A 19516-nucleotide genomic window follows, 5' to 3' on the forward strand; every position below is an offset into this window, starting at 1 on the left:
TCTGACAGGTCTGGCGGAGGCGTGCGGCGCGGCTACTTCTCCACGTCGTCGTCGACCCAGTCCATCGTCTTGGTGACGGCCTTCTTCCAGTTGCGGTAGAGGCGCTCGCGCTCGTCGTCGTCCATCGACGGCGTCCAGCGCTTGCCCTCGTTCCAGTTGTCGATGACGTCCTGCTCGCCGTCCCAGAAGCCGACGGCGATGCCGGCCGCGTACGCGGCACCGAGCGCCGTGGTCTCGGCGACCTGGGGCCGCACCACGTCCACGCCCATCTGGTCCGCCTGGAACTGCATGAGCAGCTCGTTCGCGACCATCCCGCCGTCCACGCGCAGCTCCTTCAGGTCCACGCCGGAGTCCGCGTTCATCGCGTCCATGACCTCGCGCGACTGGAACGCCGTGGCCTCCAGCGCCGCGCGGGCGACGTGGTTGCGGTTGACGTACCGCGTGAGACCGACGAGCGCGCCGCGCGCGTCCGAGCGCCAGTACGGCGCGAACAGCCCCGAGAACGCCGGCACGAAGTAGGCGCCGCCGTTGTCCTCGACCTTGCCGGCCAGCCACTCGACGTCGGGGGCGTCCTCGAACAGGCCCAGGTTGTCGCGCAGCCACTGGATCAGCGAGCCGGTCACCGCGATCGACCCCTCGAGCGCGTACACCGGGTCGTTGTCGCCGATCTTGTAGCAGACCGTCGTCAGCAGCCCGTTCTTGCTCATCACCTTCTCGGTGCCGGTGTTGATGAGCATGAAGTTGCCGGTGCCGTAGGTGTTCTTGGCCTGCCCGACCTCGAAGCACGCCTGCCCGAACGTCGCCGCCTGCTGGTCGCCGAGGATGCCGGCGATCGGCACGCCCGGCACGGAACCGCGCGGGCGGCCGTGGCCGTAGACCTCGGAGGACGAGCGGATCTCGGGGAGCATCGACATCGGGATGCCCATGTCCGCCGCGATGTCCTCGCGCCACGAGAGGGTGTCGAGGTCCATGAGCATCGTGCGCGAGGCGTTCGTGACGTCGGTGACGTGCACGCCGCCCTCGACGCCGCCCGTCATGTTCCACAGCACCCAGGTGTCGGTGTTGCCGAACAGCAGGTCGCCGGCCTCGGCCTTCTCGCGCGCACCCTCGACGTTGTCGAGGATCCACTTGACCTTGGGGCCGGAGAAGTAGGTCGCCAGCGGCAGCCCGACGACGGACTTGTACTTCTCGGGGCCGTCGTCGCCGCCGAGCTCGTCGACGATCTTCTGCGTGCGCGTGTCCTGCCAGACGATCGCGTTGTACACGGGCTTGCCCGTGGTCTTGTCCCACACCACCGCGGTCTCGCGCTGGTTGGTGATGCCGACGGCGGCGATGTCGTCGTGCGTGGCGTTCGCCCGGGTCATGGCGAGGGTGGTGACCTCCCGGACGTTGTTCCAGATCTGCTCGGGGTTGTGCTCGACCCACCCGGCCTTCGGGAAGATCTGGTCGTGCTCGAGCTGTCCCGTCGCGACGATCTCGCCGGAGTGGTTGAAGACGATCGCCCGGGAGCTGGTGGTTCCCTGGTCGATCGCGAGGACGTAGTCAGCCATGGTCAGTCAGTCCTTCTCTCGTGGTGGTGCTGGAGTTCGGCGGGGCGTCTGTCAGGCGACGGCGGCGGCCAGGAGGCCACCGAGCGCGCCACCCGCGAACGGGCCGATGACCGGGACCCACGAGTACGCCCAGTCGCTGGTGCCCTTGCCGCGGATCGGGAGCAGGGCGTGCGCGATGCGCGGGCCGAGGTCACGGGCCGGGTTGATGGCGTAGCCGGTCGGCCCGCCGATGCTCGCGCCGATCCCGACCACGAGGAGGGCGACCGCGAGCGGGCCGAGGTCCACGGGCGAGTTGCCGAAGCTGAGGATCACGAAGACGAGGACGAACGTCGCGATGACCTCGGTGACGAGGTTCCAGCCGTAGCTGCGCAGCTCGGGGCCGGTCGAGAACGTGCCCAGCTTGGTCGCCGGGTCGGCGTCCTCGTCGTAGTGCTTCTTGTACGCGAGGAAGACGAGCAGCGCACCGATCGCGGCGCCCGCCATCTCGGCGACGACGTAGTAGAACCCGTTGGCGGCGGTCACGGGGATGCCGGGGGCGAACTCGTCGGCGCCGCTCGCCCACGTGCCGAGGACCACGGCCGGGTTGATGTACGCACCCGACTTGAACGACACGTAGACACCGGCGAACACCGCGATGCCCCAGCCGAAGTTGATCATCAGCCATCCGCCGCCGAACCCCTTGTTCTTCGGCAGGATGTTGTTGGCGACGACGCCGCCACCCAGCAGCGTCAGTATCCCGGTGCCCAGAATCTCGGGGACCATCAGGTCGGACCAGACATCCATCGTCGGACTCACTTTCTCTCTCGGACCTCGTCGTCCCCCCGCCGGCAGCCGTGCCGGCGGGGGTGGGGCATCTCGTGCGGTGGTGCGGGTCGTGCGGTGGTGCGGTCTAGCTGGTGCGCAGCGGCAGCAGCGGTGCGACGTCGTCGGCCGCCAGGCGCGCGACCTCGGCCGCGGCGTCGTCGGTCTCCTGCTCGGCCGCGGCCTCGGCGCGGGCCCGCTCGGTGTACGAGGCGACCTCGGCCTGCTTCGTCGCCTCGTCCCACCCGAGGACCGGCGCGACGATGTCGGCGATCTCCGGGAGGGCCCCGAGGCCGCGGTTCTCGACCTCGTAGTTCAGGCGCGTGCGGTGCAGCATGACGTCCTCGAGGTGCAGCGCGCCCTCGTGGGTGGCGGCATAGGCGATCTCCGCGCGCAGGTACGCCGGGGCCTCGGCGAGCGGGGCGGCCAGCGAGCGGTCCGCGCGGCACGCGTCGACGATCTCGCTGAGGTTCGAGCCGTAGCGGTGCAGCAGGTGGTCGACCATCGCGTGGCTCCAGCCGAGCTCCTGCGCCCAGGTGCGGGCCTGGCGGCGGACGGCGGCGAGGCCCACCGCGCCGGTCAGCGGGATCTCGTCCGTGATCGACGGCAGGGCCGAGGCGCGCTGGCCGATCGCGAAGTCGACGGCGTCCTTGGCCATCACCCGGTACGTGGTCAGCTTGCCGCCCGCGATGACGGTCAGGCCCGGGGTCGGGCTCGCGACGGTGTGCTCGCGCGAGACCTTCGCCGATCCGGTGCCCTCCTTGGTCCCCGGCTGCAGCAGGGGGCGCAGGCCGGCCCAGGTACCGACGATGTCCTCCCGGGTCAGGGGCTGAGCGAGGACGGCGTTGGCGTGCTCGAGGACGTAGTCGATGTCCGCGGAGGTGGCCACGGGATGGGTGAGCTCCTGCTCCCAGGGCGTGTCCGTCGTCCCGATCACCCAGTAGCGCGACCAGGGGATGACGAACAGGACGCTCTTCTCGGTCTGCAGGATCAGCCCGACGCGGCCCTTGATGCGCTCGCGCGGGACCACGATGTGGACGCCCTTGGAGGCCAGCACCTTCAGGCCGCCCTCGTCGCCGGCGAGGGCCTCGGTGTCCTCGGTCCACACGCCCGTGGCGTTGATCACCGAGCGTGCGCGGACGGCGATCTCCTTGCCCGACTCGAGGTCGACGAGGACGGCCCCGTTCACCGTGCCCGTCGAGCCCTTGGTGAGCTCGACGACCTGCGTGCGGGACGCGGCGTGCGCGCCGTAGGACACGGCGGTGCGGACCAGCGTGCTGACGAGGCGGGCGTCGTCCACCGCGGCGTCCCAGTACTGCACGGCGCCGATCGCGGCGTCGTGCGCGAGGTCCGGGAACTTGCGGGACATCTGGGACCGCGTGAGGTGGCGGTGCAGGGGCAGGGCGCGCTTGCCCGGGGCGATGCTCGCGAGCGTGTCGTACAGCGCGATGCCGGCGCCGACGTATCCGCGCTCCCAGACCCGGTGCTCGAGCGGGTAGAGGAACGGCACGGGCTTGACGAGGTGCGGGGCGATCGTCTTCAGGAGCAGGTCGCGCTCCGTGAGGGCCTCGTGCACCAGGTGGAAGTCGAGCATCTGCAGGTAGCGCAGCCCGCCGTGCACGAGCTTGCTGGAGCGGCTCGAGGTTCCCGAGGCCCAGTCCTGGGCCTCGACGACGGCGGTGGACAGGCCGCGTGTCGCCGCGTCCAGCGCGATGCCCGCGCCGGTCACGCCGCCGCCGATGACGAGGACGTCGAGCTCGTGCTGCGGCTCGGAGGTGGCCTCGAGAGCGGCGAGCGACTGCGCTCGGGACTCGGGTGTGAGTCGGACGGAAGCCATGAGGATCCTCTCGGTCAGCGGTGCGTCTGTTCTAAGGTCACACTCGGAGCACGTTGTCGCAAACCCCGTGCACATATGTGCACGCGGTTGCGTGGAGCGGTCGGAGGGTGGCATGGAGAGCGAGGGCGACGTCCTGCAGGCGGCGTCGATGTACTACCTGCAGGACCTGACGATGGCGGCGATCGCCAAGCACCTGCACACGTCCCGCAGCACGGTCTCGCGCCTGCTCAAGCGGGCGCGGGAGACGGGCCTCGTGGAGATCACGGTGCGGCCGCCGCACGGGCCGGCCTCCGCCCTGGGCGAGCGCATCGCGAGCACCTACGGCATCGAGGCGTGGGTGGTCCCGGTCCCGGACCGCGCCTCGCAGCTGCAGCGGCTCGACCAGGTGGCGATCACGGCCGCGCGCCTGCTCGCCACGTGGTTCGACTCCGACACGGTGCTCGGGGTCGCGTGGGGCACCACGCTGTCGGCGATCGCCCACAACCTGACCAGCAAGCCGACCCGCGGCAGCGCCGTCGTCCAGCTCAACGGTGCGGCCAACACGCGCACGACCGGCGTGAGCTACGCGAGCGACCTCATCGCCGCGTTCGCCGGCGCGTTCCAGGCGACCGAGCACTACTTCCCGGTCCCGGCGTTCTTCGACTTCGCCGAGACCAAGCAGGCGATGTGGCGCGAGCGCTCGATCCGCCGGGTGCTCGACGTGCAGCGCCGCGCGGACATCGCCCTCTTCTCCGTCGGGGCGCTGTCCGGCGGGCTGCCCAGCCACGTGTACTCCTCCGGCTACCTCGAGCCCGACGACATCGCGACCCTCGACGCCGAGGGCGTGGTGGGGGACGTGTGCACCGTGTTCCTGCGCGCGGACGGCTCCTACAGCGACATCGCGCTGAACGAGCGCGCGACGGGCCCGACGCCGGTCGAGCTGCGGCGCGTCCCGCGCCGGGTCTGCGTCGTGGCGGGGGACAACAAGGTGGTCCCGCTGCGGGCCGCGCTCAACGCCCGGGCGGTCACCCACCTGGTCGTCGACGAGGTCACGGCGGGCCGGCTGGTCGCGCGCCGATGACCCGCCTGCTGCATCACTGTGTGGAGGACGGTATCTTTATTCAGAACCGACCCTTTCGGAGGTAGAACGTGCCCACCGACCCGCACGACGTGCTGACCGTCCGCCCCGCGCTGCCCGCCGACGTCCGCCGGATCGGGTCGCTCGTCACCCCGTACGCCGCGGACCGCATCCTCCTCGCCCGCGAGAGGGTCGGGTACTACGAGGCGGTGCAGGAGTTCGTCGTGGCGGAGCGGGCGGCGGGCGCGGTGGCGGGGAGCGAGGTCGTCGCCTGCGGCGCCCTGCACGTCATGTGGGAGGACCTCGCCGAGGTGCGCACGCTCGCCGTCGACCCCTCCTGCCGCCGCCGCGGCGTCGGGCACCTGGTGCTCGACGCGCTGCTCGAGCGGGCGCGCGCGCTCGGCATCGCGCACGTGTTCTGCCTGACCTTCGAGGTCGACTTCTTCGCCGCGCACGGGTTCCGCGAGATCGAGGGCACCCCCGTCTCCGCCGACGTGTACGCCGAGCTCCTGCGCTCGCGGGACGACGGCGTGGCCGAGTTCCTCGACCTGGCCCGGGTCAAGCCGAACACCCTGGGGAACACGCGGATGCTCGTCGACCTGTGACCGCTCGGGCCCTGACCGCTCAGCCCGGCAGCCGGTACGCGGCGCCCTCCTGCTCCACGAGCCCGTCCTCGACGAGGCCCGCGACGCACCGCGAGAGCTGGGCCGCGTCGGGCCAGAGGGCCGCGACGCTCGCGCGCGGCACCGGGCCGGGGGACCCGCGCAGCGCCGCCATCACCGTGCCCCGCACCTGACGGTCCGTGCCCGCCCAGGCCTGGGTGCGCCGTCGGCCCCGGTGCTCGTCGGCGGGAGCGCCGGCCGCCTGCCAGGCGCACAGGTGCAGCACCGGGCACGCGTCGCAGCGGGGGGCGCGCGCCGTGCAGACCACGGCCCCCAGCTCCATCGACGCGGCGGCCCAGCGGGCCGAGGCCGCCGGGTCCCGCGGGGCGACGGCGGCGGCGAGCGCGAGCTCGGCCGCGCGAGGCGACGGGGGCGGGAGCGCGGTGCCCGTGACGGCCCGGGCCAGCACGCGCCGCACGTTCGTGTCGACGACGACGCTGCGGTGGCCGAACGCGAACGCCAGGACCGCCGCGGCCGTGTAGGTCCCCACTCCCGGCAGGGCGAGCAGCGCCGCCTCGTCGTCGGGCACCCCGCCGCCGTGCCGCTTGACGACCGCCCGCGCGCACTCCTGCAGCCGCAGCGCGCGGCGGGGGTACCCGAGCCGGTCCCACGCCCGCAGGACGTCGGCCGTGGACGCCGCGGCCAGGTCGGCGGGCTCCGGCCAGCGGTCCATCCACGCCCGCCAGCGCGGCTCGACCCGCACGACCGGCGTCTGCTGCAGCATCACCTCGCTGACCAGCACGCCCCAGGGGGTCCGGTTGGCCGCGCGCCAGGGCAGGTCGCGCGCCGAGGCGGCGAACCAGTCGACGACGGCGGTGCGGAGCCCGGCGTGCGGGTCGGTGGCGTGCAGCATGGCGCGCCCATTCTGCCCCGGTCGGCCGGCTCTCGGCGAGGTTGCCCCGGACGGGCGCGCCCGCGACGTAGCGTGGGCAGCGGCCGCCGCCACCCCCGCAGACCGAGCCGTCACCAGCCCGAGGAGCACACCGTGAGCACGCCCCGACCGCCCCGCCCCGCCGCACGGGTGTTCTGGGTCCGGCGGCTCGTGGCGCTCGCGGTGGTGGTCGCGCTCCTCGTGGTCGTGGTCGCGGCGGTGCGGCTCGCGCTCCCCGCCGCGGGGGCCGACGACGCCGCGGGGGTGCAGCCGGTCAAGACGGCGCCCCCGACCCCGGCGCCGCCGGGCGCCCCCGAGGCCTGCACCGCGGACGACGTCGACCTCTCCGTCACCTCGGGCGCGACGAGCTACACGCCCTCGCAGAACCCGTCCTTCACCGTGCGGGTCACCCACGTCGGGCGCACCCCGTGCCTCGTCGAGGCGTCCGCGACCGGGCGCCCGCTCGTCATCAGCACCGGCGGGAAGGCCGTGTACTCGACCGCCGACTGCGGCAAGGGCGAGCGCACGCTGCTCCTGGGCCGCGGAGACACGGACACGCAGACCTACCGGTGGGACCGGCGGACGACGTCGGGCGGCTGCGCCGACGAGCATCGTGAGGCCGTCGGCGCGGGCCGGTACGACGTCGCCGCCAGCCTGGCCGGCGTCAAGGGTGCCGCGAGCCCGCCGCTCGAGATCGCGCTCGAGCCGAAGCCGAAGGCTGTGCCCACCGCCGACCCGACGGCCGACCCGAGCGCCGATCCGAGCGCCGACCCGACGGCAGACCCGAGCGCCGACCCGACGGCAGACGACTGACGCCAGGCCGGCCGGCGCGCGTCAGACGTAGCGCTCGAGGATGCTCGACTCGGCGAGCCGGGACAGGCCCTCGCGGACCCCTCGGGCGCGCTGCTCGCCCACGCCGTCGACGGCCATGAGGTCGTCGACGCCGGCGGCGAGCATCTTCTGCAGGCTGCCGAAGTGGTCGACGAGCCGGTCGAGGACGACGGTCGGCAGCCGCGGCACCTTCGACAGCAGGCGGTACCCGTGCGGTGCGACCGCGGCGTCGAGCGCCTCGCCCGCGCCCGGGAGATCGAGCACCCGCCCGATCTGGCTGAGGTCGAGGAGCTGGGTGGAGGTGAGCTCGCGCAGGCGGTCCTTGACGTCGTCGATGGTCCACCCGCTGCGCACGAGGTCGACGTAGTCGCGGATGACGAAGTCCCGGTCCGTGCCGATGCCGCCGATGAGCTCGTCGAGCTGGAGCTCGAGGAGCCGGCCGTCGGTGCCGAGCTCGACGACGTACCCGGCGATCTCGTCCGAGATGCGGCTGACCATCTCGAGGCGCTGGACCACCGCGCAGACGTCGCGCACCGTCACCAGGTCCTCGATCTCGAGGGCCGAGAGGGTGCCGCTGACCTCGTCGAGGCGTGCCCGGTAGCGCTCGAGCGTGGCGAGCGCCTGGTTCGCCCGGCCGAGGATGGTGTCGGAGTCCTCGAGGACGTAGCGCTGGTTGTCCAGGTAGACCGCCACGATCTTCATGGACTGGCTCACGGAGATGACCGGCAGGCCCGTCTGCTTGGCGACGCGCTCCGCGGTGCGGTGCCGGGTCCCGGACTCGGTGGTCGCGATGCGTGAGTCGGGCAGCAGCTGCACCGCGGCCCGCAGGATCTTGGTGACCCCGTCGTCGATGACGACGGCGCCGTCCATCTTGGACAGCTCGCGCAGCCGCGTCGCGGAGAACTCGACGTCGAGCACGAACCCGCCGGAGCACAGCGACTCCACGACGTCGTCGAGGCCCAGCACGATGAGCGCGCCGGTACGGCCGCGGAGGATGCGTTCGAGGCCGTCGCGGAGCTCGGTCCCCGGGGCGACGCGGGCGAGCGTCTCGCGGAGGCGGCCGTCGGGCGTGGCGGGAGTCTGGGGCACGGTCCGATACTACGGCCGCGCGGGCCGCGGCGACCGGCCTGCGGCGGCGCCGCGCGGGACCGTGACCCGGTCGAGATCAGCGCCGTGCGGGGGTGCCGGAGCGGGCGAGCTCGACCGCCTCGGCGAGGTGGTGTGCGTGCAGCACCTGGATCGACGCCGGCGCGCGGACCTCCGAGCGCGCCGGCACGACCGCGCGGGTGAACCCGAGGCGCGCCGCCTCGCTCAGCCGGCGCTCGAGGCCCGTGACCGGGCGGATGTCGCCGGCGAGCCCGACCTCGCCGACCGCCAGCGTCCCCGGGGGGAGCGGCTCGTCCTCCCGCGCGGAGATCGTCGCGACCGCCATCGCGAGGTCGGCGGCCGGCTCGGCGACGCGCGCCCCGCCGATCGTGGAGACGTAGACGTCGTGGTCGCCCAGGCGCACCCCGGCGTGGCGGTGCATCACGGCGAGGATCATCGCGAGCCGGCTCGACTCGACGCCGCTCGTGGTGCGGCGCGGGTTGGCGAGGGGGCTCGGCACGACCAGGGACTGGATCTCGAGCGCGAGCGGGCGCCGCCCGTCGAGCGTCACCGTCAGGCAGGTGCCCGGCGTCGGCGCCGCGCTGTGCGAGAGGAACAGCCCGCTCGGGTCGGGCAGGCCGACGATGCCGGACTCGGACAGGTCGAAGCAGCCGACCTCGTCGGTGGGGCCGTAGCGGTTCTTGCTGGCCCGCACGAACCGGAGGCGCGAGTGGCGGTCGCCCTCGAACTGGCACACGACGTCGACGAGGTGCTCGAGGGTGCGGGGGCCGGCGACCGCGCCGTCCTTGGTGACGTGCCCGACGAGGATGACCGGCAGGTCGCGCTCCTTGGCGGCGGCGATCAGGGCGCCCGCGACCTCCCGCACCTGCGAGACGCCGCCGGGCGCGCCGTCCACCTCGCCCGAGGCGATGGTCTGCACGGAGTCGACGACCAGCAGGTCCGGGTCCACGGCCTCGACGTGGCCGAGCAGCGTGGCGAGGTCCGTCTCCGCCGCGAGGAGCAGACCCGGCGCGAGCGCGCCGATCCGCTCGGCGCGCAGGCGCACCTGCCCCGCCGACTCCTCGCCGGTGACGTACAGGACGCGGCGGGCCGGACCGCCGTCGGGCCCCTCGGCGACGTTCTTCGCGGCGGCGAGCAGGAGCGTGGACTTGCCGACGCCCGGCTCGCCGGCGAGCAGCACGACGGCACCGGGCACCAGCCCGCCGCCGAGCACGCGGTCGAGCTCGCCCACCCCGGTGGGCGTGGCCCGCGAGGCCTCGACGTCGATCTCGCCGATGGGGCGGGCCGGGGAGCGCGTGGGCGCCACGGCCGTGGTGCGCGGAGCCGACGGCGCGGCACCCGCCTCGACGACCGAGCCCCACTCCTGGCACTCCCCGCAGCGGCCGACCCACTTGGAGGTGGTCCAGCCGCACTCCGAGCACCGGTACGCGGGGCGGGCCGGGCGGCCCGCGGCGCGGGCGGACGTCGTCGTGGTCTTCACGTCGTGGACGCTACCCCCGGCCCCCGACAGCCTCCCCGCGGCCCCGGTCGCCGCCCACTAGGCTGGCCGCGCCGCCGGCACCAGCACCCGGCACCCGCACCCCCCGCGAGGAGAACGCATGAGCGAGCCCGCACCGCCCCGGCCCGCACCGCCCCGGCCCGGACCGCCCGTGGCGCCGGAGGTCTACCGCCGGCGCCGGCTGGTCGTGCTGGGCGGGCTCGTCGTCGCGGTGCTGGTGGTCCTCGCGCTGCTCGCCCTCGTCTGGCCGGGCTTCGCGACGTCCGACGACGAGGCGGCGCCTGCGCCGGCCGTGACGGTCACGCCGTCGGCCGCCCCGACGCCGGCGATCTCCCCGGCGGCGCGGGCGGAGGACGACACGGCGCTGGCGCTCGCCCTCCCCGACCACGTGCTGCGGTTCGCGCTCGTCTCCGAGGGGGACTCGACCGCGTTCGACGAGCAGGACCCGCACGAGGCGTGGCGGGTCGTCTACGCGGACGGCGAGGGCTCCGGCGCCGCGAAGGTCACGGTCGACGTCGGGCAGTGGACGGACGAGGACGACGCGGCGGACGCCTACGAGGCGGCGACCGCGTCGCTCGGCGACCCGGTCGGAAGCGGCGACGTGCTGGTGGGGCAGGACGTCGCGGGGACGTACGTCCGCGTGGACGACGGCTCGGGTACGTCGACCGTCGTGTGGCGCAACGGTACGGTCGTGCTGCGGGCCTCCGGGCCGTCGGCCGACATGGCGGACGTCTACGCGGCGTACCCGCTGTAGCCGACACGAGCAGAGGACCTTGATGAGCGACGCCGACAGCGCGGAGCGCACGGACACGGAGCGCACGGACCGGAGCGAGCCGACCGTCGCGGTCCTCGGCACCGGGACGATGGGCGAGGCGGTGCTCGCCGGGATGCTCTCCTCGGGCTGGTCGCCCCGGGGCGTCGTCGCCACCGCGCGCCGCCCCGAGCGCGCCGCCGAGCTCGCGGACCGGTACGGCGTGCGGACGAGCGGGGACAACGCCGCGGCCACCGCGGAGGCCGACGTCGTGCTCGTGGCGGTCAAGCCGAAGGACGTCGCGGGGCTCCTGCGCGACGTCGCCGGGTCGCTGCGGCCGGGGGCGCTCGTGGCGAGCGTCGCCGTCGGCCTGCCGTGCTCGGTCTACGAGGCGCTGCTGCCGGACGGCACGCCGGTGGTGCGCGTCATGCCCAACACGCCCGCCTCGATCGGCGCCGGCGTGAGCGCGATCAGCGGCGGCCGCGCGGCGGGCGACGAGCACCTCGAGCTGGTCGAGCGCCTGCTCGCCGCGACGGGGCTCGTGCTCCGGGTCGAGGAGAAGGACCAGGACGCGGTGGCCGCGCTCTCGGGCTCCGGGCCCGCCTACGTCTTCTACGTCCTCGACGCGCTGGCGGAGGCCGGCACGCTGATGGGCCTGACCCGCGCGACGGCGCGCCGGCTCGCGACGGCGACGGTCCTCGGGGCCGCGCGCATGGCGGACGAGACCGGCGAGCACCCGGCGGTGCTGCGGGAGAACGTCTCCTCGCCCGGCGGGACCACGATCGCGGCGCTGCGCGAGCTCGACCGCGGCGGGGTCCGGGCCGCGTTCGTGGACGCGCTCACCGCGGCCCGCGCCCGGTCCGCCGAGATCTCCGCGGAGCTCGCCGCCGGGGTCTCCGGCACGGCCGGGGCAAAGTAGCCCGCGTGGTCGCCGCACGGCGCCGCGCGCCCGCGATGGCGGACGTGGCCCAGGTCGCGGGGGTCTCGCACCAGACCGTCTCCCGCGTGCTCAACGGGCACCCGAGCGTCCGTCCCCAGACGCGGGCCCGCGTGCTGGCGGCGATCGAGTCCCTCGGCTACCGGCGCAACAGCGCGGCGCGCGCGCTCGTGACGAGCCGGTCGGCGACGATCGGGGTCGTCACCACCGGTTCGCCGCTCTACGGCCCGACGAGCACGCTGTTCGCGATCGAGCGCGCGGCGCGGGACGCGGGGTACTTCGTCAGCGTCGCGGCCCTCGCGAGCTACGACGGCGAGGCCATGCGCACGGTCCTCGAGCACCTCATGTCGCAGGGTGTCGAGGGGATCGTCGTCATCGCGCCGCAGGACGACGTCGCCGCGGCCGTCGACTCGTTCAGCTCGCCGGTGCCGGTGGTGCTGGTCGCCGCCCGCGAGGGTGCCGGGACGGGCCTCGAGGTGGCGGTGGACCAGCGTGCCGGGGCGCGGCTCGCGACCGAGCACCTGGTCTCGCTCGGGCACGAGCGGATCATGCACCTGAGCGGTCCGGACGACTGGTTCGACGCCCGCGAGCGGGTGCTCGGGTGGCGCGACGCGATGGCGGACGCCGGCCTGGGGACCGCGGGACTGCTGGCCGCGGGGGACTGGAGCGCGGAGCGCGGCTACCGCTCCGGGCTGGGCCTGGCGGACAGGACGGGCGCCGCGCGCCCGACCGCCGTGTTCGCCGGGAACGACCAGCTCGCCCTCGGTCTGCTCCGGGCGTTCTGGGAGCGTGGCGTCCGCGTGCCCGACGACGTCTCGGTCGTCGGGTTCGACGACGTCGAGGGCGCCGCGTACCTCGTGCCCGCCCTGACGACCGTCCGCCAGCCGTTCGACGAGCTGGGGCGCGAGTGCCTGGACGTGCTGGTCGCGGCGCTGGGCGACGTCGCGGTCGCGCGCGACGTCGCGATCGCGCCCCGGCTCGTGGTCCGGTCCTCGACGGCGCCGCCGACGGGCTGAGCGACTTGCTCTCCAGGGCGGGAGACGGCACGATGTGAGCGTTAACACGAAGAAGTGCGATCCGGGCGGCGCAGCCCGGACGACGGTCGACCCAGGGTGGAGCACGCGGCGATGGGGCAGCAGGACGAGAGCAACGACGGCCGGGAGGCCGTCGCCGCCGGGCGGACCGCGCTCGGGATCGAGCTCGGCTCGACGAGGATCAAGGCGTGCCTCGTCGGCCAGGACGGGACCCCGCTCGCCACGGGGAGCCACGACTGGGAGAACCGGCTCGTCGACGGCACGTGGACGTACTCCCTCGACGCCGTCGAGGAGGGCCTGCGGGAGTGCTACGCGCGCCTCGTCGCGGACGCCGAGGAGCGCTACGGCGTCCGCCCGACGACGTTCGGGGCGCTCGGCGTCTCCGCGATGATGCACGGCTACCTGGCGTTCGACGCGCAGGACGCGCTGCTCGTGCCGTTCCGCACCTGGCGCAACACCACCACCGGCCGTGCGGCCGAGGAGCTCACCGAGGCGTTCGGCCACAACGTGCCGCGGCGCTGGTCGGTCGCCCATGCCTACCAGGCCGTGCTCGACGACGAGCCCCACGTCGCGCAGGTGGCGTCGCTGACGACCCTGGCCGGGTACGTGCACCGCCGGCTCACCGGGCGCTCGGTCCTCGGGGTGGGGGACGCCTCGGGGATGTTCCCGCTCGACCCGCGGACGGGGGGCTACGACCGGCGGATGCTCGACGCCTACGAGGCGCTGGCCGCCCGCCACGGCGTGCCGTGGCGGCTCGCCGACGTGCTGCCGGAGGTCAGGGCCGCCGGCGAGGAGGCGGGGCGGCTGACGCCCGTCGGCGCCGCGTGGCTCGACCCGACGGGGACCCTCCGCGCCGGGGTCCCGCTGTGCCCGCCCGAGGGAGACGCGGGCACCGGGATGGTCGCGACCTGCTCCGTGGCCCCGCGCACGGGCAACGTCAGCGCCGGCACCAGCATCTTCGCGATGGTCGTGCTCGAGAAGCCCCTCGACCGCGTCCACCCGGAGATCGACGTCGTCGCCACGCCCGCCGGGCACCCGGTCGCGATGGTGCACTGCAACAACGGCGCCGACGAGCTCGGCGCGTGGGCGCGGCTGTTCGGCGAGCTCGCCGCCGCGCTCGGCCGCCCCGCGGCGCCCGACGACGTCTTCCGCGCCCTGTTCCGCGCCGCCCTCGAGGGCGAGGCCGACGGCGGTGGCCTGCTCGCGTACAACTACCTGTCCGGCGAGCCGGTCACCGGGCTGGACGAGGGTCGTCCGCTCCTCGTGCGGACGCCGGAGAGCCGGCTGACGCTCGCCAACCTCGCGCGCGTGCAGGTCGACACCGCCTTCGCGACGCTCGCGCTCGGGATGCGGACGCTCGCGCAGGAGCGCGTGGCCGTGGACGCGCTGTACGCCCACGGCGGGATGTTCCGGACCGCGGGCGCCGCGCAACGACTGCTCGCCGCCGCGCTCGACGTCCCCGTGACGGTGGGCAGCGCCGCCGGCGAGGGCGGCGCGTGGGGGATCGCGGTGCTCGCCTCCTACCTGGGCGCGGGCGCCGGCGCCGATCTCGACACCTTCCTGCGCGAGCGGGTCTTCGCGTCCGCGCAGACCGTCACCGCCGAGCCGGACGCGGACGACGTCGCGGGGTTCGCCGTCTACCTGGACCGGTTCGAGGCCGGTCTCGACGCCGAGCGGGCCGCCGTCGCAGCGCTTCCCGCGGGAACCACGGAGGAGCGATGAACGAGGAGCTGCGCGCGGCGGTCGACGCCGCCCGGGTCCGGGTGGCCGCGCTGCACGCCGAGCTGCCGCGGTGGGGGCTCGTGGTGTGGACCGCGGGCAACGTCTCGGAGCGTGTGCGGGCGGGCGGCGACGGCACGGACGACCTGCTGGTGATCAAGCCCTCGGGCGTCACCTACGACGAGCTGACGCCCGAGGCGATGGTGGTGTGCGACCTCGACGGCGAGCTGGTCGAGGGAACCGGCGCACCGTCGTCGGACACCGCGGCCCACGCCTACGTCTACCGCCACCTGCCCGAGGTGGGCGGCGTCGTGCACACGCACTCCACCTACGCGACCGCCTGGGCGGTGCGGGGCGAGCCGGTGCCGTGCGTGCTGACGATGATGGCCGACGAGTTCGGCGGCGACATCCCCGTGGGGCCGTTCGCGCTGATCGGTGACGACTCGATCGGCCGGGGGATCGTCGAGACCCTGCGCGGCTCGCGCAGCCCCGCGGTGCTCATGCGGGGCCACGGGCCGTTCACGATCGGGCCCGACGCGCGGGCCGCGGTCAAGGCGGCGGTGATGTGCGAGGAGGTCGCCCGGACCGTGCACGTCGCCCGCCAGCTCGGCGAGACCGTGCCGATCGCGCAGGGCGACATCGACTCGCTGTACGCGAGGTACCAGGGCGTGTACGGACAGCAGGACCACACAGAGAGGCGCGACGCATGAACGACCCGTTCGAGGGCAAGGAGGTCTGGTTCCTCACCGGGAGCCAGGGGCTCTACGGCGAGGAGACGCTGCGGCAGGTCGCGGAGCAGTCGCAGGCGGTCGCGGCTCAGCTCGGCGCGGCCGGCGACGTCCCGGTGCGGGTCGTGTGGAAGCCGGTGCTCACCGACGCCGACGCCATCCTGCGCGCGATGCTCGACGCCGGGGCCGACGACGGGTGCCTGGGCGTCGTCGCCTGGATGCACACGTTCTCGCCCGCGAAGATGTGGATCCGCGGCCTCGATGCGCTGCGCAAGCCGCTGCTGCACCTGCACACGCAGGCGAACGTCGAGCTGCCGTGGGCCGATATCGACATGGACTTCATGAACCTCAACCAGGCCGCCCACGGCGACCGCGAGTTCGGGTACGTCCAGACGCGGCTCGGCGTGGCGCGCAAGACCGTCGTCGGGCACGTGAGCAGCCCGGACGTGCAGCGGCGCGTCGGGACGTGGGCGCGCGCCGCCGCGGGGTGGGACGCGGCCCAGCACATGCGCCTCGCCCGGTTCGGCGACAACATGCGGGGCGTCGCGGTGACCGAGGGGGACAAGACGGAGGCGGAGATCCGCTTCGGCGTCTCCGTGAACACCTGGGGCGTCAACGACCTGGTGGAGCGCGTCGAGTCCGTCGCGGACGCCGACGTCGACGCGCTCGTCGCGACGTACGAGGAGCTGTACGACGTCGTCCCGGAGCTGCGGGCGGGGGCAGCGCGGCACGAGTCGCTGCGCTACGGGGCTCGGCAGGAGATCGGCCTGCGCTCGTTCCTCGCCGAGGGCGGGCACACGGCGTTCACGACGACGTTCGAGGACCTGGGCGGCCTGCGCCAGCTCCCGGGCCTCGCCGTGCAGCGGCTGATGGCCGAGGGCTACGGGTTCGGCGCCGAGGGCGACTGGAAGACCGCGGTGCTGGTGCGGGTCGCGAAGGTGATGGGCCACGGGCTGCCCGGCGGCGCGAGCCTCATGGAGGACTACACGTACGACCTGGTGCCCGGCGCCGAGCGCATCCTCGGCGCGCACATGCTCGAGATCTGCCCGTCGCTGACGACGTCGCGCCCGCGGCTGGAGATCCACCCGCTGGGGATCGGGGACCGCGAGGACCCGGTGCGCCTCGTGTTCGACACCGACCCCGGGCCCGCGCTCGTGGTGGCGATGAGCGACCTGCGCGACCGGTTCCGGCTCACGGCGAACGTGGTCACGGTGGTCAACGCCGGCCACGACCTGCCCCATCTGCCCGTGGCGCGGGCGGTGTGGGAGCCGGAGCCGAGCCTCGCGACGTCGGCCGAGGCGTGGCTCATGGCGGGCGCGGCGCACCACACGGTGATGACGACGGCGCTCGGCCGGGAGGCGTTCGAGGACTTCGCGGAGATCGCGGGCGTCGAGCTCGCCCTGATCGACGAGACGACGACGCCGCGCGGGTTCCAGCGCGAGCTGCGCTGGAACCAGGTCTACCACCGCATGGCCCAGGGCCTGTAGCCGCCGACCCCCCCGCCCCGCCCGCCGGCCCCCGCCCGCCCGCCCGTCCGCCGAGATGTCGAATTCCGCCCCTGATTCTTCGAATCTAGGGGCGGAATTCGACATCTCGGCGGTGCGGTGGGCGACGGTGCGGTGCCCGGCGGGGCGGTGGGCGACGGTGCGGGTCAGCCCGCCTGGACGGGGAGCTGCAGGTAGGAGGCGTGCTCGCCACCGGTGTGGATGACGTGCTGTCCGTGGTTGACGGCGGACGTGTACTCGCGGATCGCGGGCATCATCGTGCCCAGGATCGGGCTGGCGCTGACGATCAGGCGCAGCTGCTCGCCCGGGTGGAACGCGAGCCCGACGGGGAGCAGGTCGATCTCGACGTCCACGACCTCGCCGGCGGAGAGCTTCTCGGGACGGTCGAACGTGTGCGCGGGGACGTCGTCGGTGGACAGCGCCTCGTCGAGGAGGCGCAGCGAGACGCGCAGGCGCCCGTCGGAGCCCTTGTACCGCAGGATCGAGCCGCCGCGGTCGGTGACGTCGTGGACGCGGGCGTTCTGGTTGGGCACGGTGAACTGCTGCAGCGGCGTGCCGAAGCGGTCGAGCTTCTGGACCAGGACGAACAGGTCCATGTCGTCGGACCCCTTCGCCTCGACCCACAGGCGCGCCTTCGGGTAGCCGACCAGGACGGTCTCCTCCTCGAACCGGGTGACGAACGAGACGTCGTCCGGGGTGGACCCGACGGCGTAGCCCGCGGTCGCCTCGGTCGTGGGAGCCGTGGTGGACAGTCCCCGGGTGTTCCCGTCGAGGTAGAACCGGGTCGGGGCGACGTCGGCCGGCGGGAACTGGCCGGCGGGCACGTCCACCCGGTCGGCTCCCTGGAGGTCGAGGACGGAGTAGCGCACGCGCGGCGTGCTCTCCCAGCCGTTGTCCTCGCCGCGGAGGTAGTGGTCGAAGAACCGGCGCAGGTCCTCGCGGTTGGTCTCGTCGTAGTAGTCGGGCCACTCCTGGCTGTTGTGGATGCGCAGCCACCTGTCCGGCGAGGCCATCCGCCGCCAGGCGCGGAACGTCCCCGCGGTGTGCAGGGTGTTGGAGTAGCTGGCCACCACGTAGGCGGGCACCGTGATCTTGTCGAACGCCGGGACCTTCTCGGCCCACAGCTCGTCCGCCAGGGGGTGCTCGTCGGCCTCCGCGATGATGTCCTCCTTGCGGCCCTTGCCCCAGAAGCTGAAGTCGCGCAGCTGGCGCGCGAAGCCGTGGTCGGGCATCCCACCGCGCAGCACGAGGTCGCGGTAGACGTCGCTGACGCCCTCCCAGGGGTTGATCGCCGCGAGGTGCGGCGGCTGCTCGGCGGCCGTGAACCACTGCGAGACGGCGAGGTAGGAGGTGCCGCTCATGGCGACCTTGCCGTTGCTCCAGTCCTGGACGCCCAGCCACTCGATCAGGTCGTAGGCGTCGCGGCCCTCCTGGCGGTCCCACAGGACGCTGTCGCCCTCGGAGTCGACCACGCCGCGGATGTCGGGGTTGCAGATCGCGTAGCCGCGCGCGCACCAGTAGGCGGGGTCGGGGCCCTCGAACTTCTCCAGCCCGGACACGATCGAGTTGTCCAGCCCGACGAGGCCGAACACGCCCATCACGCTGGGCGAGGTGCCCTGGCCCTTGCCGTAGGGGCTCCAGGCCATGATGACGGGCACCGGCTCGGAGCCGACGGGACGGAAGACGTCGACGTGGATCGTCACGCCGTCGCGCAGGGTCACGGGGACGTCCTTGTCGAGCACGACGTCGGTGGTCAGCGGCGCGAACTGCGGGGCGATCCGGAAGCCCGCCTCGAGCGTCCGGGTCCCGGGGTCGAACCCGGTGAGGATGCCGTACCGGCCGGTCTCCGGCGTCATCGGCGTCGACGGCATGTAGATCTTCTGGTTCGCGCTCATCGTGATCTCCTTCTTCTCTCGTCGATCCGGTGCCTTCACTATACAGAACACACATTCTGTTTGTCGAGAGGTCGGGCGATGGATACGCTCGTGCCATGCCCCGACTGACGGATGCCTCGCGCCAGCGACGACGGGACGACATCGCGGCCGCCGCGATGCGCTGCTTCGCCCGCGAAGGCTTCGGCGGCACATCGATGGCGCACATCATCAGCGAGGCAGGCTCCTCCGCCGGCTCCGTCTACTCGAACTTCGCGAACAAGGCCGAGCTCGTCCGGTTCGCCGCCTCGCGCGCGCTGGACGACCTGGTCGAGGCCGTCGGCGAGGAGCTGCCCGCCGAGCGCACCCCCGCGAGCGTCCTCGCGCACCTGCTCCGGCCGAGCCGCGACGAGGCCCGCGCCCAGCCGCTGCTGCAGATCTGGGCCGAGGTGCCGCGTGACCCGGAGCTCGAGGACATCGCGCGGACCAGCCTCCTCGCCCTGCGCGCGCTGGTGCGGACGGCGGTGCTGCCCTGGTGCGAGGCGCCCGCGCGCGCAGAGGTCACGCCGCCGGACGCCGCCGCGGACGCGATCGCCGACGCGGCGGTGACCGCCGTCCAGGGCTACCTGGTGCGGATCACCATCGACCGCGACGTCGACGTCCGGCTGCTCGCGTGCCGCATCGTCGCGCCGTTCGAGCGCCTCTGAGCGCACCGCCCCGCCGGGGGGGCCGCCCGCCGAGACGTCGAACTCGGCCC

General features: G+C 73.9%; 17 protein-coding genes. 10 read left to right on the forward strand and 7 right to left on the reverse strand.

Features of this window, described 5'->3' with window-relative positions; genetic code table 11:
* Nucleotides 1–32: 32 nt before the first annotated feature.
* From glpK to EDF32_RS07355, 3 genes are all read right to left on the reverse strand, one after another.
* Nucleotides 33–1550, reverse strand: a complete 1518-nt coding sequence (gene glpK, locus EDF32_RS07345) for a glycerol kinase GlpK (protein WP_123307873.1) — start codon at nt 1548–1550, stop codon at nt 33–35.
* Between the two features lie 51 nt (nt 1551–1601).
* Nucleotides 1602–2333 carry an MIP/aquaporin family protein gene (locus EDF32_RS07350; RefSeq protein ID WP_123307874.1) on the reverse strand — a complete coding sequence of 244 codons (732 nt, stop codon included), beginning with the start codon at nt 2331–2333 and terminating at the stop codon, nt 1602–1604.
* Nucleotides 2334–2439: 106 nt separating this feature from the next.
* On the reverse strand, nt 2440–4188 hold the full coding sequence (locus tag EDF32_RS07355) for a glycerol-3-phosphate dehydrogenase/oxidase (RefSeq protein ID WP_123307875.1): 1749 nt from the start codon (nt 4186–4188) through the stop codon (nt 2440–2442).
* A 112-nt stretch (nt 4189–4300) separates the two neighbouring features.
* On the opposite strand from EDF32_RS07355, the gene EDF32_RS07360 reads away from it, so the two are divergent.
* Nucleotides 4301–5248: a sugar-binding transcriptional regulator gene (locus EDF32_RS07360; protein ID WP_123307876.1), complete on the forward strand. Its 948-nt coding sequence runs from the start codon at nt 4301–4303 to the stop codon at nt 5246–5248.
* Nucleotides 5249–5316: 68 nt separating this feature from the next.
* On the forward strand, nt 5317–5850 hold the full coding sequence (locus EDF32_RS07365) for an amino-acid N-acetyltransferase (RefSeq protein ID WP_123307877.1): 534 nt from the start codon (nt 5317–5319) through the stop codon (nt 5848–5850).
* Between the two features lie 19 nt (nt 5851–5869).
* Here EDF32_RS07365 and EDF32_RS07370 read toward each other — a convergent pair whose 3' ends face one another.
* Nucleotides 5870–6760 carry an A/G-specific adenine glycosylase gene (locus tag EDF32_RS07370; RefSeq protein WP_123307878.1) on the reverse strand — a complete coding sequence of 297 codons (891 nt, stop codon included), beginning with the start codon at nt 6758–6760 and terminating at the stop codon, nt 5870–5872.
* Between the two features lie 132 nt (nt 6761–6892).
* Between EDF32_RS07370 and EDF32_RS07375 the strand changes: the two genes are divergently transcribed.
* Nucleotides 6893–7591: a hypothetical protein gene (locus tag EDF32_RS07375; protein WP_148061576.1), complete on the forward strand. Its 699-nt coding sequence runs from the start codon at nt 6893–6895 to the stop codon at nt 7589–7591.
* Between the two features lie 21 nt (nt 7592–7612).
* Here EDF32_RS07375 and disA read toward each other — a convergent pair whose 3' ends face one another.
* Nucleotides 7613–8698, reverse strand: a complete 1086-nt coding sequence (gene disA / locus EDF32_RS07380; RefSeq protein WP_123307880.1) for a DNA integrity scanning diadenylate cyclase DisA — start codon at nt 8696–8698, stop codon at nt 7613–7615.
* A 76-nt stretch (nt 8699–8774) separates the two neighbouring features.
* Complete coding sequence (radA, locus tag EDF32_RS07385) at nt 8775–10196, reverse strand: DNA repair protein RadA (RefSeq protein ID WP_123307881.1); 1422 nt, start codon at nt 10194–10196, stop codon at nt 8775–8777.
* Between the two features lie 118 nt (nt 10197–10314).
* Here radA and EDF32_RS07390 point away from each other — a divergent pair, with 118 nt between their 5' ends.
* The 6 genes from EDF32_RS07390 (at nt 10315) to araA (ending at nt 16870) form a co-directional block, all read left to right on the forward strand.
* A complete protein-coding gene (locus EDF32_RS07390) occupies nt 10315–10968 on the forward strand; it encodes a hypothetical protein (RefSeq protein ID WP_148061577.1) in 654 nt (217 codons plus the stop codon).
* A gap of 22 nt (nt 10969–10990) precedes the next feature.
* Nucleotides 10991–11884, forward strand: coding sequence for a pyrroline-5-carboxylate reductase (proC, locus tag EDF32_RS07395; protein ID WP_123307883.1), 894 nt, complete (start codon nt 10991–10993; stop codon nt 11882–11884).
* 5 nt (nt 11885–11889) lie between these two features.
* Entirely contained in the window at nt 11890–12918 is a 1029-nt protein-coding gene (locus EDF32_RS07400) for a LacI family DNA-binding transcriptional regulator (RefSeq protein WP_370449941.1), read from the forward strand.
* A gap of 111 nt (nt 12919–13029) precedes the next feature.
* Nucleotides 13030–14658, forward strand: a complete 1629-nt coding sequence (locus tag EDF32_RS07405; protein WP_123308059.1) for a xylulokinase — start codon at nt 13030–13032, stop codon at nt 14656–14658.
* The gene (locus tag EDF32_RS07410) at nt 14655–15365 is read left to right on the forward strand and encodes an L-ribulose-5-phosphate 4-epimerase (protein WP_123307885.1); all 711 of its coding nucleotides are present in this window, start codon (nt 14655–14657) and stop codon (nt 15363–15365) included. The genes EDF32_RS07405 and EDF32_RS07410 overlap by 4 nt, the downstream gene beginning before the upstream one ends.
* Nucleotides 15362–16870, forward strand: coding sequence for an L-arabinose isomerase (gene araA / locus EDF32_RS07415; RefSeq protein ID WP_123307886.1), 1509 nt, complete (start codon nt 15362–15364; stop codon nt 16868–16870). The genes EDF32_RS07410 and araA overlap by 4 nt, the downstream gene beginning before the upstream one ends.
* A 164-nt stretch (nt 16871–17034) precedes the next feature.
* Here araA and EDF32_RS07420 read toward each other — a convergent pair whose 3' ends face one another.
* Entirely contained in the window at nt 17035–18783 is a 1749-nt protein-coding gene (locus EDF32_RS07420; RefSeq protein ID WP_123307887.1) for a CocE/NonD family hydrolase, read from the reverse strand.
* A 95-nt stretch (nt 18784–18878) separates the two neighbouring features.
* On the opposite strand from EDF32_RS07420, the gene EDF32_RS07425 reads away from it, so the two are divergent.
* A complete protein-coding gene (locus tag EDF32_RS07425) occupies nt 18879–19466 on the forward strand; it encodes a TetR/AcrR family transcriptional regulator (RefSeq protein ID WP_123307888.1) in 588 nt (195 codons plus the stop codon).
* The last annotated feature ends 50 nt before the right edge of the window (nt 19467–19516 follow it).

The sequence above is a fragment of the Cellulomonas sp. PhB143 genome, assembly GCF_003752595.1.
Taxonomy (GTDB): Bacteria; Actinomycetota; Actinomycetes; order Actinomycetales; family Cellulomonadaceae; genus Paraoerskovia.